12 protein-coding genes and 1 tRNA gene are annotated in these 14,491 nt (G+C 63.5%); 3 read left to right on the top strand and 10 right to left on the bottom strand.

Going from position 1 to position 14,491, the window contains the following annotated elements; all coding sequences use genetic code 11:
- Positions 1 to 118: 118 nt before the first annotated feature.
- A tRNA-Met gene (locus VG320_RS30165) sits at positions 119 to 195 on the bottom strand.
- Between the two features lie 133 nt (positions 196 to 328).
- Entirely contained in the window at positions 329 to 871 is a 543-nt protein-coding gene (locus tag VG320_RS30160) for a PadR family transcriptional regulator (protein ID WP_327203740.1), read from the bottom strand.
- 185 nt (positions 872 to 1,056) lie between these two features.
- Here VG320_RS30160 and VG320_RS30155 point away from each other — a divergent pair, with 185 nt between their 5' ends.
- On the top strand, positions 1,057 to 2,028 hold the full coding sequence (locus VG320_RS30155; RefSeq protein ID WP_327203739.1) for a nitronate monooxygenase family protein: 972 nt from the start codon (positions 1,057 to 1,059) through the stop codon (positions 2,026 to 2,028).
- Positions 2,029 to 2,073: 45 nt separating this feature from the next.
- On the opposite strand, the gene VG320_RS30150 is transcribed toward VG320_RS30155, so the two are convergent.
- Positions 2,074 to 2,685: a 2-hydroxychromene-2-carboxylate isomerase gene (locus VG320_RS30150; protein ID WP_327203738.1), complete on the bottom strand. Its 612-nt coding sequence runs from the start codon at positions 2,683 to 2,685 to the stop codon at positions 2,074 to 2,076.
- Between the two features lie 228 nt (positions 2,686 to 2,913).
- On the opposite strand from VG320_RS30150, the gene xth reads away from it, so the two are divergent.
- Positions 2,914 to 3,699, top strand: coding sequence for an exodeoxyribonuclease III (gene xth / locus VG320_RS30145; RefSeq protein WP_327203737.1), 786 nt, complete (start codon positions 2,914 to 2,916; stop codon positions 3,697 to 3,699).
- Between the two features lie 70 nt (positions 3,700 to 3,769).
- Here xth and VG320_RS30140 read toward each other — a convergent pair whose 3' ends face one another.
- The 4 genes from VG320_RS30140 to glnA all read right to left on the bottom strand — a co-directional run bounded on the left by VG320_RS30140 (position 3,770) and on the right by glnA (position 10,404).
- Positions 3,770 to 5,851, bottom strand: coding sequence for a prolyl oligopeptidase family serine peptidase (locus tag VG320_RS30140; protein WP_327203736.1), 2,082 nt, complete (start codon positions 5,849 to 5,851; stop codon positions 3,770 to 3,772).
- A gap of 117 nt (positions 5,852 to 5,968) precedes the next feature.
- Positions 5,969 to 7,549, bottom strand: coding sequence for a nitrogen regulation protein NR(I) (gene ntrC, locus VG320_RS30135; protein ID WP_327203735.1), 1,581 nt, complete (start codon positions 7,547 to 7,549; stop codon positions 5,969 to 5,971).
- A gap of 84 nt (positions 7,550 to 7,633) precedes the next feature.
- The gene (glnL, locus tag VG320_RS30130) at positions 7,634 to 8,776 is read right to left on the bottom strand and encodes a nitrogen regulation protein NR(II) (protein ID WP_327203734.1); all 1,143 of its coding nucleotides are present in this window, start codon (positions 8,774 to 8,776) and stop codon (positions 7,634 to 7,636) included.
- A gap of 212 nt (positions 8,777 to 8,988) precedes the next feature.
- Complete coding sequence (gene glnA, locus VG320_RS30125; protein ID WP_103704033.1) at positions 8,989 to 10,404, bottom strand: type I glutamate--ammonia ligase; 1,416 nt, start codon at positions 10,402 to 10,404, stop codon at positions 8,989 to 8,991.
- 591 nt (positions 10,405 to 10,995) lie between these two features.
- On the opposite strand from glnA, the gene VG320_RS30120 reads away from it, so the two are divergent.
- Positions 10,996 to 11,460, top strand: a complete 465-nt coding sequence (locus VG320_RS30120; protein ID WP_327203733.1) for a rhodanese-like domain-containing protein — start codon at positions 10,996 to 10,998, stop codon at positions 11,458 to 11,460.
- Between the two features lie 127 nt (positions 11,461 to 11,587).
- Here VG320_RS30120 and VG320_RS30115 read toward each other — a convergent pair whose 3' ends face one another.
- The 3 genes from VG320_RS30115 to VG320_RS30105 all read right to left on the bottom strand — a co-directional run bounded on the left by VG320_RS30115 (position 11,588) and on the right by VG320_RS30105 (position 14,467).
- Positions 11,588 to 12,397, bottom strand: coding sequence for a competence/damage-inducible protein A (locus VG320_RS30115; RefSeq protein WP_327203732.1), 810 nt, complete (start codon positions 12,395 to 12,397; stop codon positions 11,588 to 11,590).
- A 54-nt stretch (positions 12,398 to 12,451) separates the two neighbouring features.
- Positions 12,452 to 13,294 (bottom strand): EI24 domain-containing protein, encoded by an 843-nt coding sequence (locus VG320_RS30110; RefSeq protein ID WP_327203731.1) that lies wholly within the window; start codon positions 13,292 to 13,294, stop codon positions 12,452 to 12,454.
- A 144-nt stretch (positions 13,295 to 13,438) separates the two neighbouring features.
- The gene (locus VG320_RS30105; RefSeq protein ID WP_327203730.1) at positions 13,439 to 14,467 is read right to left on the bottom strand and encodes a sterol desaturase family protein; all 1,029 of its coding nucleotides are present in this window, start codon (positions 14,465 to 14,467) and stop codon (positions 13,439 to 13,441) included.
- Between the last annotated feature and the right edge of the window lie 24 nt (positions 14,468 to 14,491).

The raw sequence follows: 14,491 nt of genomic DNA, 5'->3' as shown, positions 1-14,491 counted from the left end.
TGATACGAGAGCGTATGACGTAGCGATAAACGCTAGAGAGGAATCGCATCGCGCAAAAAACAAAAAAGGGTTACACGCCGATGCGTTGTAACCCTTGATTGCTTCTGACGAACAGCTTTGGTTGCGGGGACAGGATTTGAACCTGTGACCTTCGGGTTATGAGCCCGACGAGCTGCCAGACTGCTCCACCCCGCGTCCGTCGAAGAAAAAGATTATAGGGTGAGGCCGTCATGAAGTCAACGCTTATTTTCAAAAGCCCTTCTAGCTGAGCATGACATTCTCGCGCGCAAGTGAGCAGATTCGACAAAATTAATCTGGAATCCGAATTTTATAGTTTGCCCTCGCCCAGCAGCGACGGCAGTTCTTCAGCCCATTCGAGCCACGACTCCTGCGTGCGGATGCCGGCCTTGAGGATCGCGTACTGCAACTGCTGGCCACGCGTGAGCGAAGGCGCACCGAAGTCGCGCTGCTCGATGGCGCGATAGGTATCGAGACGTTCGCGCGCATCGACGATCATCTGCTGCACCTGGTCCGCGAGGCCCAGCGGCCCGATCACCGCATCGGCGCGCAACTTTAGCAGCAGCAGATTGCGGTCATCCACACCCAGACGCGTTTCGCGCGCCCAGCGCGCCACCTCCTCGCGCCCGACCGGCAACACACGATAAACCTTTTTGCGCGTCGCGGTAGCGGCCGCATCCTCTTCGACCACCGTCACCCATCCCGCGTCGACCATGCGGCCCAGTTCGCGGTAAATCTGCTGGTGCGTGGCCTGCCAGAAATAAGCAATCGCACGATCAAAGCGCCGCGCAAGATCGTAGCCGGACGACGGTTTTTCCAGCAGGGCAATGAGGATGGCGTGGGGCGTAGACATGCGCCGATTCTAAACCACGCCTTGAGCGATACCGCCCCGGTTATTCCCCGAGCGCCGATACTATGCAACCAGTTGCATAGTATTTGGCGCTTTGCTATGTTTGTCGGCACCCATAACACGTCGGCGTCTTCCTCCCTTGGGGTCACAAGGGTTGCGTGGACGCCGGTTCAGTCCAGGAGATACGCATGTCCTTGCCCGCCGTCCTGCGCCGCGGCCTGTCGATTCCCGTCGTCGGCTCGCCGCTTTTCATCATCTCGAATCCCGATCTCGTGATCGCGCAGTGCAAGGCGGGCGTGGTCGGCTCGTTCCCCGCGCTCAACGCCCGTCCCGAACACGTACTGGGCGAGTGGCTCGACCGAATCACGACCGAGCTAGCCGAGTACAACGCAAAGCATCCCGATCAGCCGGCTGCACCGTTCGCCGTGAACCAGATCGTCCACAAGTCCAACGACCGTCTGGAGCACGACCTGGGCATCTGCGCGCAATACAAGGTGCCGATCGTCATCACGTCGCTGGGCGCGCGCGAGGAAGTGAATCACGCGATTCACGCCTGGGGCGGCATCGTGCTGCATGACGTGATCAACAACACCTTCGCGAAGAAGGCCATTGAGAAAGGCGCCGACGGTCTGATCGCCGTCGCCGCCGGCGCGGGCGGCCATGCGGGCACGCTCTCGCCGTTCGCGCTGATCCACGAGATCCGCGAATGGTTCGACGGCCCGCTACTGCTCTCCGGCGCGATCGGCAACGGCAATGCGATCCTCGCGGCGCAGGCGGCGGGCGCGGACCTCGCCTATATCGGCTCGGCGTTCATCGCCACGCAGGAAGCCAATGCGGTCGAGGCGTACAAGCAGATGATCGTCGAGAGCAGCGCGGCCGATATCGTCTATTCGAATCTTTTCACCGGCGTGCACGGCAACTATCTGCGCCCGAGCATCGTGGCGAGCGGCCTCGATCCGGACGCGCTGCCGGAATCGGACCCGTCGAAGATGAGCTTCGCGTCGAGCGGCGCGAAAGCGTGGAAGCACATCTGGGGTTCGGGCCAGGGCATCGGCGCGGTGAAGGGCGTGGTGCCGGCCGCCGATCTGATCGCGCGCCTGAAGCGCGAATATGAGGCGGCGCGCGAACGCCTGGGCGTGGTCGCTGAAGCCGTCGTCTGATCGCAGCAGACGGGAACGCATGACTCGCGCATGCGTTCCCCGTTTCTATTTCAGACGCTCGATCTCTTCTTCGACGTCGCGCAGACGATCCTTGCCGAAGAAGATTTCATCGTTGACGAAGAACGTCGGCGCGCCAAATGCGCCGCGTTTGAAGGCGGCTTCGGTATTCGCGAGCAGCGCGCCTTTGACTTGCGCATCGGCCATTGCAGTCTCGAAGCGCGCCACGTCGAAACCATCGGCGTCGAGCGTCGCGCGCAGCACCTGCGGGTCGTCGAGCTTCAGCCCCTGCTCCCACATATGCGCGAACATGCGATCGACGTAGCGCTCGAAGACGCCTTCGCGCTGCGCGACCACCGCGCCACGCATCAGCGCCAGCGTGTTGACGGGAAAATGCGGATTCATGCGATAGGCGGTGAGGCCGTACTTCGCGATGAAGCGCTGGATCTCCAGGAACAGGTATTTGCGCTTGTTTTCGATGCCAGCGGTCGTTTCCGCAGGCGAACGGTTGCCAGTCAGCTTGAAAAGGCCGCCCAGCAGGATCGGCACATATTCAAAGCGCACGCCCTGACGCGCCTCGATCTGCGGGATCACTTTGTGGCAAAGGTAGGCGTTGGGACTGCCTAAATCGAACAGAAATTGCACGTTGACATCGCTCATCGTCGCTCCTCCATGTGTTTATGGTGCGCCTGATCCCATCATCAGCAATCCGAACTTAAGGCCAGTCCGGGCGCACGCAATCGGCAGGACGATTGTAGCGTCAGCGTTATGACTCGCCATCGGTCGGGGCCGGTTCGGAGCCAGCGCCAGGCCGCCGCCTGGCCCGACGCCGCCCGAGCGGCTATAGTGCGGTATCGATTCCCCGCACACTTACCGGTTCATCCATCCATGAAAATCGCGACCTGGAACGTCAACTCCCTGAAAGTCCGTCTTCAGCACGTCATCGACTGGCTCGGCGAAAGCAAGGTCGACGCCCTCTGCCTGCAGGAACTCAAGCTCACCGACGACAAATACCCGCGCGCCGAACTCGAAGCACACGGCTATCGCAGCTGGTTCGCGGGCCAGAAGACCTATAACGGCGTGGCAATTGTCGTGCGCGACGGCTTGAGCGTCGACGACGTCACGGTCGTGCGCAACATTCCCGGCTTCGAAGATCCGCAGCAGCGCGTGATTGCGGCGACGGTGGACGGCGTGCGCCTCGTGAGCGCCTATTTCCCCAACGGCCAGGCGCCGGGCACCGAGAAGTTCGCCTACAAGCTTGCGTGGCTCGACGCGATGCACAACTGGCTCGCGCAGGAAATGCAGCAGTATCCGAAGCTCGCGCTGCTCGGCGATTACAACATCGCTCCCGAAGATCGGGATGTGCATGATCCGAAGGCGTGGGAAGGCCAGAATCTGGTCTCGCCCGAAGAGCGCGCGCAGTTCGAACGGCTCATCGCACTAGGCTTCGTCGATTCGTACCGGCAGTTCGAGCAGCCCGAAAAGATGTTCAGCTGGTGGGATTACCGCATGTTCGCGTTCCGCCGCAACGCCGGGCTGCGGATCGATCACATCCTGCTTTCGCCCGCGCTTGCGCCGTCGCTCGTGTCGTGCGAGATCGACAAGGTGCCGCGCAAGTGGGAGCAGCCGTCCGATCACACGCCCGTTGTCGCGGACCTCAATCTCGCGGGCTGAATCTGAAATCAAAACGGGCGGCCGCTCGAAGCGCGCCGCCCGTCCCTATCACCTGAGTATCACCCAGGGATTACCACTTTCCCGCCAGCGTCGTCCACAGGAAGCGGAACACCAGCGCGTCGTACTGCGCGCGCTCCAGCGCATCGCTGCCCGGTCCGTGGCCGCCATCCGTGTTCTCCAGATACCAGACGTTCGCGTGGCCCTGCTCCTGCATGCGCGCGACCATCTTGCGCGCATGGGCGGGATGCACACGATCGTCGCTGGTCGACGTCGTGAACAGCACGTCCGGATACGCCACGCCGGCTTTCACGCGTTGATACGGCGAGTACGCCGCGAGCGCGCGCGATTCTTCGGCATCCTCAGGATCGCCGTATTCGTCGATCCACGATGCGCCCGCGTGCAGCAGCGGATAGCGCTGCATATCGAGCAGCGGCACTTCGCAAATCACCGCGCCGAATAGTTCAGGCCGCTGCACCATGCACGCGCCGACCAGCAGGCCGCCATTGCTGCCGCCGCGAATACCAAGTTGCGGCGCGCTCGTAAAGCCGTCAGCAACGAGTTGCTGCGCGACCGCGATAAAGTCGTCGAACGAGCGCTGCCGGTTCTCGCGCTGCGCCTCCACATGCCACGACGAACCATATTCGCCGCCGCCGCGAATATGCGCGATGGCGATCAAGCCGCCCTGCTCCAGCCAGCCGATACCCGAGCCCACCAGATATTGCGGCGTGAGCGAAATCGCAAAGCCGCCATAGCCTTCCAGCAGACAAGGCAGCGGCGTACGCGCGCCGCCTTCGAGCGCGGCGCGCGGGCCGATCACGGTGAACGGCACCTGCGTGCCGTCGGCCGAGCGTGCATGCGAGCGGATCACCGTAAGCGGCGACGCATCGAATTGCGTGGGCCAGCGATCGAGCAGTTCCCACGTCTGCAGGTCCTCTTTCGCGAGGTCGGCGAGCCAGTACTCGGGCGGCAGCAGGTAATCGTCGACATCGACAAAGACTTCGTCGTTGAGCGTGTCTTCGATCGGCGACACTTCGACCTGCGAGCTGGCGCGGCCCGGGAACAGGCGCGACTGCCACGTCCACGCGCCATCGGCCTGGTGCGGCTGCCAGAGCATCGTGCGGCTTTGCACGTCGTCGAGCCACGAGACGATCAAGACGTTTTTCGTATAGGTCCAGTCGCACGCGGACGTCACCGGCGTGGGCGTGAAGAGCGCCGTCAGATTGCGATCGCCCGCGACAAAGGCGTCTTCGCGGATCGCCAGCAGCGAGCCGCCCGCATACGTATGCGCGCCCAGCGTCCAGTCGAGGCGCGGTTCGAGCAGCAGCCAGCCTTGCCACGCACCCACGGCCACATGCGAAGGCACGTCGTAGAGCTGCCACTGCCCTTTCGCATCGAGACGATACGAATATGAATCGAAGAAGTCGACGCTGCGCACCACGTCGTGACGCTGCTCGATCGGATCGTAATCGCCTTCCACGCTGATGTCGTCGAACTCGCCGCGGAACACCACGACAGCATCCGCCAGACGCGCGCCACGACTCCAGCGGCGCACCTCGCGCGGATAACCCGAACGCGTGAGCGTCTTCTTGCCGTGGTCCCAGCCAACATAAACGGTGTCGCGATCGATCCACGAGATCGTGTGCTTGCCTTCTTTTTCGATGGCAAAGCCGCCGTCGACGAAAACGCGCCGTTCGAGATCGAATTCGCGCACCGTGACGGCGTCCGCGCCGCCGTCGGAAAGCTGGATCAGCGCGCGATCGCCGTCGGGATAGAGAATGTCGATGCCGGCGCACACCCAGGGCACGCCTTCCTCTTCACCCAATGCATCGAAGTCGATCAGGCTTTCCCACTGCGGACGATGCGCGCGCCAGTCGGCCCATTTCGCGCGGCGCCACAGGCCCTTGGGATTGTCTTCGTCCTCCCAGAGATCGTAGGCCCAGTCCTGCCAGCGGGTCGGGATCACGGGGCGCTCGCGCGGCAGATAGGCCTGTGCGAGACGCTTCTCCAGCGCCTCGAAACGCGCGCCGCCCTGCCACGCTGCGCGCGTGCGCGCGTTCTGCTGCTCGACCCATGCCATCGCGGCGGGATCGTCTAGCTCTTCGAGGGACAGGAAGGGATCGGCCTCGGCGGGCCAAGGGGAAGTCACGGGCATAGTGGATCATCGACAGGAAAACAGCGTCGATTATGCCCCAGCGCGCGCGAAGGTCCGCGCATGCCTGCTTGCCGGCAAGGTGCGCAGCGGCCGCAGCGGCCACTGCGCACAGCGCGCTCATTCCAGATTGAGTTCCTGGATCTTGCGAGTAATGGTGTTGCGGCCGATGCCAAGACGCTCGGCGGCTTCCACCTTGCGCCCGCGCGTGAAGTCGAGTGCTTCGCGAATCACAGCGGCTTCGAAACGGCGCGACAGTTCGTCCATCACATCGGCGCTGTTCTCACGCAGCAGGCGCGCCACTTCGGTGCGCAGGCCGCTTTCCCAGATGCTCACCGGCGAAGGGGCCACGCCGTTGACGGACCCAAAACCGCCCGGCAACGCGCCGCCGATGGCACCCGTGGCGCCCGGCATATTGCCCATGCCATTTGCGGCACCGGTCGACAAGCCGCCCGCCGCGCCTGCAAGCACGCCATTGGCGGCCACCGCACCCGCCGTCGCGCCGTCGCCCGCCAGCGCGTGCATGCCTTCCGTGGCCGCAACGTGCGCGGGCACCAGATCGGGCGGCAAGTCCTTGATTTCGATGGTCTGCGCGGGCGCCATCACCGTGAGCCAGTTGGCGAGATTCTCCAGTTGGCGCACGTTGCCCTGAAACTGCAGCGACGACATATACGCCAGCGCTTCGTCGGACACGCGCTTGGGCTCGACACCCAGTTCGCGCGCGCTCTTTTGCAGGAAGTGGCGCGTGAGCAGCGGAATGTCCTCGCTGCGCTCGCGCAGCGCGGGCAGGCGCAAACGGATCACGTTAAGGCGGTGATATAAGTCCTCGCGGAACAGGCCCTGGCGCACCCGCGTTTCCAGATTCTGGTGCGTAGCCGCGATCACGCGCACATTGGCGCGCAGCGGATTGTGGCCGCCCACGCGATAAAACTGGCCATCCGACAACACACGCAGCAAACGCGTCTGCAGATCGAACGGCATATCGCCGATTTCGTCGAGAAACAGCGTGCCGTTCTCGGCCTGCTCGAAGCGGCCCTGACGCATCGCCTGCGCGCCCGTGAATGCGCCGCGCTCGTGGCCGAACAATTCGGATTCCAGAAGATCCTTCGGAATCGCGGCGGTGTTTAGCGCGATGAACGGACCGTTCGCGCGTGGGCTATGTCGGTGCAAGGCGCGCGCAACAAGCTCCTTTCCGGTGCCCGACTCGCCGGTGATGAGCACGGTCGCGGCCGAATGCGAGAGCCGGCCGATGGCGCGGAACATGTCCTGCATCGCGGGCGCCTGGCCCAGCATTTCCGGGGCTTCAGCGGGACGGTCGTCCCAGTGCTGCTCGCCGCGCATGCTCTCGTCCACGGCGCGGCGGATCAGCTCGACCGCCTTGTCCACGTCGAAGGGCTTGGCGAGATACTCGAATGCACCGCCCTGGAACGCGGCAACCGCGCTATCCAGGTCGGAGAACGCCGTCATGATGATGACGGGCAGTCCCGGCAGACGCTCGCGCACAGTCTGCAGCAGCTCGAGCCCTGAGCCGCCCGGCATGCGAATGTCGGAGACGAGCACCTGCGGGCTGTCGTGGTCGAGCGCGGCTGCGGCGTCGCGCACGTTCGAAAAGCTGCGGGTCGCGAAATTTTCGCGGGCGAGCGCTTTTTCAAGCACCCAGCGAATCGATTGGTCGTCGTCAACTATCCAGATCGGCTTCATAAGGTCGGTCAGAAGTCCTGGTGGCGTGCGGTAGCGGTAGATCGGGAAACAGGTTCAGCTTTGTTCAAATTGGCTCATGCGCATTCACGCGTCGAGCGGCAGCAGGATCTGAAACTCGGTATGTCCAAGCCGGCTTTCCACTTCGATCAGCCCGTCGTGTTGTTGCACGAAAGTCTGCGCGAGCGTGAGGCCGAGACCGCTGCCATCCTCGCGTCCCGAGACGAGCGGATAGAAGATGCGATCGCGGATGTCCTCGGGAATGCCGGGTCCGTTGTCGATGATATGCAAGTCCAATGCCAGCTTGCACAAGCGTTTTGAAATCGTGATCTTGCGCGCGACGCGCGTGCGCAATTCGATGCGCGCATCGCCTTGCGAAATGCGTTCGCGCAGCGCCTGCGCCGCGTTGCGCACGATGTTCAGGAGCGCCTGGATCAGTTGCTCCTTGTCGCCGCGCAGGTCGGGCACGCTCACGTCGTAGTCGCGCTCGATCGTCAGGCCGCGCGGGAATTCCGCGAGGATCAGGGCGCGCACGCGCTCGCAGACCTCATGAATATTCACGTCGCCGACAATATGCGGATGACGGTGCGGCTCCAGCAGCCGGTCCACCAGCGTCTGCAGGCGGTCCGACTCCTTGATGACGACCTGCGTGTACTCGCGCAGCTCGCCGCGCTCGAGCGTGCCCAGCTCGAATTCGAGCAACTGGGCCGCGCCGCGAATCCCGCCGAGCGGGTTCTTGATCTCGTGCGCGAGATTGCGGATCAGATGCTTGTTGACGGTCGCGAGGTCGTGAATGCGCTCCTCGCGATCGCTCTTCAGATGCCGCTCGTTCTCGAAGAGTTCGAGCAGCACGTAATCGGGTGCGCTCTCCAGGAAGCCCACGATCGCATGCACGTGCAACGATTCGCGGCCGGGCCGCTCCAGCGTCGCGTCAAGACGCGTCGCGTGGAAGCGATGCGCGGCGATCGAGGCAATCGTCTGCAGCAGTTCGTCGGCGTTGGAGAACAGATCGGACCATGCCATCTGCGCGAGCTGGCGCCGCGACAGATCGAGCATCGCCTCGGCCGAGGGATTCGCGAAGGCCACCCGCAATGTGCGCTTGTCGAGCACGAGCACGACCGTGGGCAGCGCCTCGAAGCCTGGCAGCAAACCCGAGTCGACGAGCGGCGCATCGTCCGAGAGCGCATCCGCGTGGCCTTTTCTTGCCTTGATCAGATTCTTGAGCACCATGTTTCGGCGCCGGTGGCCACGTGGCGCGCCGGCTGGCAGTCCATGTCGATGATGGTTGGCACGACGACGTCGATGCAGCGGCGGCGATTGACTCGCTTCGCGCAAAGGAAACGCCAACAAAAAAGGGACGGCGCCGCCGTCCCTTCGTGACCGTTTCGCCGACGTCGGACAGACGCTTCGCTGCGCGGTTGCGAGCGAAGCGCCATCGTCGATTACAGCGAGTAGTACAGTTCGAACTCGACCGGGTGCGTGGTCATACGCACGCGTTGCAGTTCGCTTTCCTTGAGCGCCAGGTACGCGTCGATCATGCCGTCGGTGAACACACCACCGCGCGTCAGGAACTCGCGATCCTTGTCGAGCGCTTCCAGAGCCTGGTCGAGGCCGGCGCACACGGTCGGGATCTTTGCATCCTCTTCCGGCGGCAGGTCGTACAGGTTCTTGTCAGCGGCTTCGCCCGGGTGGATCTTGTTCTGCACGCCGTCCAGACCTGCCATCATCAGTGCCGAGAAGCACAGGTACGGGTTAGCGAGCGGATCCGGGAAGCGCGTTTCGATACGGCGGCCCTTCGGGTTCGAGACGTGCGGAATACGGATCGATGCCGAACGGTTGCGTGCCGAGTAAGCCAGCTTGACCGGTGCTTCGAAGTGCGGAACCAGACGCTTGTACGAGTTCGTGCCCGGGTTCGTGATGGCGTTCAGCGCGCGAGCGTGCTTGATGATGCCGCCGATGTAGAACAGCGCGAATTCCGACAGACCAGCGTAGCCGTTGCCTGCGAACAGGTTCTGGCCGTCCTTCCAGATCGACTGGTGAACGTGCATGCCCGAACCGTTGTCGCCAACGACCGGCTTCGGCATGAACGTTGCCGTCTTGCCGTACGTGTGCGCCACGTTGTGGACGATGTACTTCAGTTGCTGCGTCCAGTCCGCGCGCTGAACCAGCGTCGAGAACTTCGTGCCGATTTCGTTCTGGCCTTGACCAGCGACTTCGTGGTGGTGCACTTCGACCGGGATGCCGATCTGTTCGAGCAGCAGGCACATTTCCGAACGGATGTCCTGGAACGTGTCGACCGGCGCGACCGGGAAGTAGCCGCCCTTGGTGCCCGGACGGTGACCCGTGTTGCCGCCTTCGATTTCACGGCCCGACGACCACGGTGCTTCATCCGAACCGATCTTGACGAAGCAGCCCGACTGATCCGTGTTCCACTGGATCGAATCGAAAATGAAGAATTCCGGCTCCGGACCGAAGAAAGCCGTGTCGCCCAGACCCGTGCTCTTCAGGTACGCTTCAGCGCGCTTTGCCAGCGAGCGCGGATCGCGTTCATAGCCCTTGCCGTCAGCCGGTTCGACCACGTCGCAGGTCAGCACGAGGGTCGACTCTTCGTAGAACGGGTCGATGAACGCCGTGTTCGCGTCCGGGACGAGCAGCATGTCCGAGGCTTCGATGCCCTTCCAGCCGGCGATCGACGAACCGTCAAATGCATGACCCGACTCGAACTTGTCTTCGTCGAATGCCGACAGCGGAACCGAAACGTGCTGCTCCTTGCCGCGCGTATCGGTGAAACGGAAGTCGACAAACTTGACGTCTTCGTCCTTGACGAGTTGCATGACGTCGGCCACGGATTTACTCATAACCTATTCTCCTGATTAACGATTTCGGCGAACGCTGCCGCCTGCCCAATCTTCTGATCTCGCCGGTTGCCGCTGTGTGCTGCCTTCGGCGAGCTTTCGGCTGGCTTCTGCCAACCTCCCGCAGGCCGGGTGCGAAACGATCGCGACATACAAAGCAGCTTCCGTGCCATGTTTGCGCCAGACTGGCGCAAAAAGTTGCGGATGCGGCCCCAAGGGGCAACCACGAGCCAACTACGGGGAACACGCGGGTATCTCCCGCCCCACGCCCGAGCACTTGCCCGAACCCTGAGCCGTCTTCAGGCACCAACTCCGTGCAATCCCGGATTTGGCGCGCGATTCTCACTCCATTATGGTGCATAACGCCAGCTTCGCACCAATGCGGCGCAAATTTGCCGCAGTGGCGCACAGCGGGCGCACTTCAGGCGCGCTTCGGGTCCGCTCCGGCAGTCTTCAATGCGCCAAAGCCGCCCCCTGCCCGCACTCCTGCAGCGCGCTAGAATAATCCTTTCATCTTTGACGTCAACGGCCCGGGTCGAATTTTCCGCTCTGCCGTGGACGACACGTGTAGACCAGACAAGGAGATCCGCCGTCATGAGTACGCTCGAACAGTTGTACGCCCAGGCCGACACGCGCCGCGCCGGGAACCAGTTGCCCTACGCGGGCGCGGTTTCGCCCGCCGAGGCGTTCGAGCTTCTGCAACTCGACACGCGAGTGAAGCTCGTCGATGTGCGCACGCGCGCCGAGCTGGACTGGGTCGGCCGCCCCGTGGTCGGCGACGGTCAGTACGCCCACGTCGAGTGGACACGCTATCCGGGCGGCGTGCCCAACGCCGAGTTCATTACCCAGCTCAAGAGCGTGGCCGACGCCGACACGCCCATCCTGTTTCTGTGCCGCAGCGCCGCGCGCTCCAAGCTCGCGGCCATCGAAGCCGCCAAGGCCGGCTTCACGCACGCCTACGACCTGCTGGAAGGCTTCGAAGGCGACAAGAACAGCGAAGGCCATCGCAAGACCGTCAGCGGCTGGTGCTTCCGCGGCCTGCCGTGGCTGGGCGCCTGAAACCACGCCGCAGCGCTCCATCCGCTTCGCCAGAAAAAAGGCCCGCCAGCGCAATCCTGACGGGCCACTTTGAGCGCCGCATATGACAAGCCGATGATGCGGCTTTTGCTGCGGCTTATCTGAGCGCCTACGCCGCTTCCGGCGGCTCCACCACATCGCCACCCAGCAGGTGCACGCCTTCGCGCAGCTTCACGAAGGCCGCCGCCACCGCTTCCGGCTCGCCCTTCACGCCCAGATCGATATGGCGGCGCGCATAAATGCCGCCGCGCTCGCTGTCGCCCACGCTCGGCAGACTGAATACGCGCACGCCGGGGAAATCGCGCTCGATGCTTTCCATCAACGGCGTGAGCGTCGATTCGGGCAGTTCGAACACCAGCAGCGACTTTTCCGCGTGCGGCATCTGGTGATGAAGATGCGCGTACTTCGTGTCGAGCACCCATTCGATCATCGGCCACGCCATCACCGGAAAGCCCGGCACGAAGTAGTGGTTCTGGATCGAGAAGCCCGGAATCTTGTTGTAGCCGTTCGGGATGATCTCGCAGCCCTGCGGGAACGTGCCCATCTGCAGACGGTGCAGATTCTCGGGCGAACCAAAGTTGATGGGATCGTTGCCCGTGTGCATGTCGCGAATGCGTTCGTGGATCGCGGCTTCGGCGTCCGGATGCAGCGCGAGCGGCACGCCTAGCGCCGCCGCTGCGCACTGGCGCGTATGGTCGTCCGGCGTCGCGCCGATGCCGCCCGTCGAGAACACGATGTCGCCCGAAGCAAACGAGCGCTTGAGCGTTGCGGTGATACGCGCGGGATCGTCGCCGACGTACTCGGCCCAGTCGAGCGCGAGACCGCGCGCGCCGAGCAGTTCGATGACTTTCGGCAGATGCTTGTCGGTGCGGCGCCCCGAAAGGATTTCGTCGCCGATGATGATGACGCCAAATGCCATGTGTTGCCTCGTCGTATGAATGGGCTTGTAAATGATCCGCCGATGCCGGGAACGTCAGTGCACGATGCTCACATCATGCCCCTCGTGGCCCGGATGGCGCGACGCGTCGGTGCGCAGGCGCTGCAGCGCGCGCAGGCAGTAATGACCGAACCAGAGTGCCGTGAACACCAGAATGAACGCGTAAATCCAGATCGTCAGCGCGGCGATCACGGGGAAAAACAGCAGCATCCACGCGGACGCCACCCAGATCGCGGTGGGCAGCGAGCCAAGCAGGCCGCTTGCCACGCCGATCGCCAGCAGCGGCAGGCGGTGGCGGCGCACCAGTTCGCGGCGCTCCTCGCTGCTTGCGTGCAGCGCAAGCGCGTCGTAGGTCATGACGCGATAGGTCAGCCAGCCCCACAGCAGCGGCGGCACCAGCACGCAGAACGGCGGAATGAACCACAGCGGCAAGGTGACGACCAGCAGCACGAGGCACAGCAAGGTCGTCCAGAGCGAATGCAGCAGGCTGCCGAACCAGCTACCGCCACGGCGCGCTTCGAGCGCGGCGTACTGGCGCGTGGTCAGATGGCGGATCACGCGCGGCATCGCGATCGCGACGATCAACAGCAACACTGTGATGACGATGAGCGGAATCGTCAGGATGATGACGACGAACGGCCCGATCATGCTGCGCAGCGAGCCGAAGCCGACCCAGTCGAACGCGTGATAGAGATAGCCGGTGGCTGGCCACACGTCGAGCGTGCCACGCACGCCGTCGATCAGCGGTTGCCAGAAGGCATACAGAAGACCACCCCACACAGCCGCCGCCACGAAAAACGGCACGAAGGTGAGGAACAGCATCGAGGGATGAAACGCGCTGGCAAGCGCGCGGCCAAACGAGCGCAACAGATCGTTCATGCGAGCGGGAAAGTGGCTAAAGCACCGGAAAGACGCAGGGAAATCACGGAGCCGGAAAAATCGGTGCGGGTTCAGTGCGACAAAACGACAGCATAAACCACCGCGCGCCTGACCGGCGTGACCAGGAAGCCCGGGAAAGACCGATCAGATGGCGCGGCCGCCATCGCGGGCTGCCGCCCTGCTCTGACGCCACGCCGCCAGCCGCCGCGCGATGCGCGAGAACGCGAGCCCTTGCTGAGCCCAGAACCCCTCGCCGTAGCGCGCGCCTTCGAGCTGGTCGCGGATGCCCGTAGGCTCGATGCGCTCGTTAAACGATGCGCTGCCGAACAGCATGTCCCACCACGGGAACAGCACGCCGAAGTTGCAGCCGTAGGTCGTGCCCTCATGGCCGTAACCGATGGCGTGATGCCGCCGGTGAAAGCGCGGGCTCACCAGCAGCCGCTCGCCAAGCCAGCCGAAATGCAGGCGGATATTCGCGTGCTGCACGTTCTGCACGAAATTCGTGAGCGCCACCAGCACGACATACTGCGCCGGCGGCACGCCGATCACGAGCGCGATGCCCGCGAACATGCACGACTGCCCCAGCACGTCGAGCAGATGGTTGCGGTTATCGCACCAGAACGACATCTTGCGCTGGCTGTGATGGACCGCATGCAACTCCCACCAGAGGCTGTAACGGTGCGAAAGCCGGTGATACCAGTAGCCAAATAAGTCGAGCACGACCAGATAGATCGCGAAGGCCACGATTGGCACTGTCGTCACGCCGGGCCAGAGATTGTCGATATCGACGCTCATCACGCCGTGCAGGCGCAGCCAGCTTTGCGCGCGGTCGAACGCGGGCTGCATGGCGAAGAAGAAAAACAGATTGAGGATGCCCAGGCGCGTGACCCAGGTATAGACGGCATCCACACCCACGCCCTTGCGGTCGCCCCATTTTTCGGCGGGCATGAGCGCTTCGAGCGGACGCAGCAACGCGTACATCGCCACCATTTCCAGCACGCCGACGATCACCCAGTAGAGGGCGTCGAAGGTGTCTTCGTCGACATCCATGAAGCCGGCGTCGAACAACGCCGGCTGCAGGACGTTCACGTACAGAAGCGTCTGGAGCCAGGAGACGAAGTTATCGGCGCCGGCGGCTACCCAGTGTGCGCAGGAAGCGAGCATGGCGAACATGGGTAGCGGCGCTTAAAGGAAGTG

Source organism: Paraburkholderia sp., assembly GCF_035948235.1.
In the GTDB taxonomy this organism is placed as follows: domain Bacteria; phylum Pseudomonadota; class Gammaproteobacteria; order Burkholderiales; family Burkholderiaceae; genus Paraburkholderia.
This window is presented reverse-complemented; position numbering and strand designations above follow the sequence as displayed.

Excerpts from the sequence above, each read along its gene's own strand:
- VG320_RS30160 (WP_327203740.1), bottom strand. The coding sequence starts at position 871 with ATGTCTACGCCCCACGCCATCCTCATTGCCCTGCTGGAAAAACCGTCG.
- VG320_RS30155 (WP_327203739.1), top strand. The coding sequence starts at position 1,057 with ATGTCCTTGCCCGCCGTCCTGCGCCGCGGCCTGTCGATTCCCGTCGTC.
- VG320_RS30150 (WP_327203738.1), bottom strand. The coding sequence starts at position 2,685 with ATGAGCGATGTCAACGTGCAATTTCTGTTCGATTTAGGCAGTCCCAAC.
- xth (WP_327203737.1), top strand. The coding sequence starts at position 2,914 with ATGAAAATCGCGACCTGGAACGTCAACTCCCTGAAAGTCCGTCTTCAG.
- VG320_RS30140 (WP_327203736.1), bottom strand. The coding sequence starts at position 5,851 with ATGCCCGTGACTTCCCCTTGGCCCGCCGAGGCCGATCCCTTCCTGTCC.
- ntrC (WP_327203735.1), bottom strand. The coding sequence starts at position 7,549 with ATGAAGCCGATCTGGATAGTTGACGACGACCAATCGATTCGCTGGGTG.
- glnL (WP_327203734.1), bottom strand. The coding sequence starts at position 8,776 with ATGGTGCTCAAGAATCTGATCAAGGCAAGAAAAGGCCACGCGGATGCG.
- glnA (WP_103704033.1), bottom strand. The coding sequence starts at position 10,404 with ATGAGTAAATCCGTGGCCGACGTCATGCAACTCGTCAAGGACGAAGAC.
- VG320_RS30120 (WP_327203733.1), top strand. The coding sequence starts at position 10,996 with ATGAGTACGCTCGAACAGTTGTACGCCCAGGCCGACACGCGCCGCGCC.
- VG320_RS30115 (WP_327203732.1), bottom strand. The coding sequence starts at position 12,397 with ATGGCATTTGGCGTCATCATCATCGGCGACGAAATCCTTTCGGGGCGC.
- VG320_RS30110 (WP_327203731.1), bottom strand. The coding sequence starts at position 13,294 with ATGAACGATCTGTTGCGCTCGTTTGGCCGCGCGCTTGCCAGCGCGTTT.
- VG320_RS30105 (WP_327203730.1), bottom strand. The coding sequence starts at position 14,467 with ATGTTCGCCATGCTCGCTTCCTGCGCACACTGGGTAGCCGCCGGCGCC.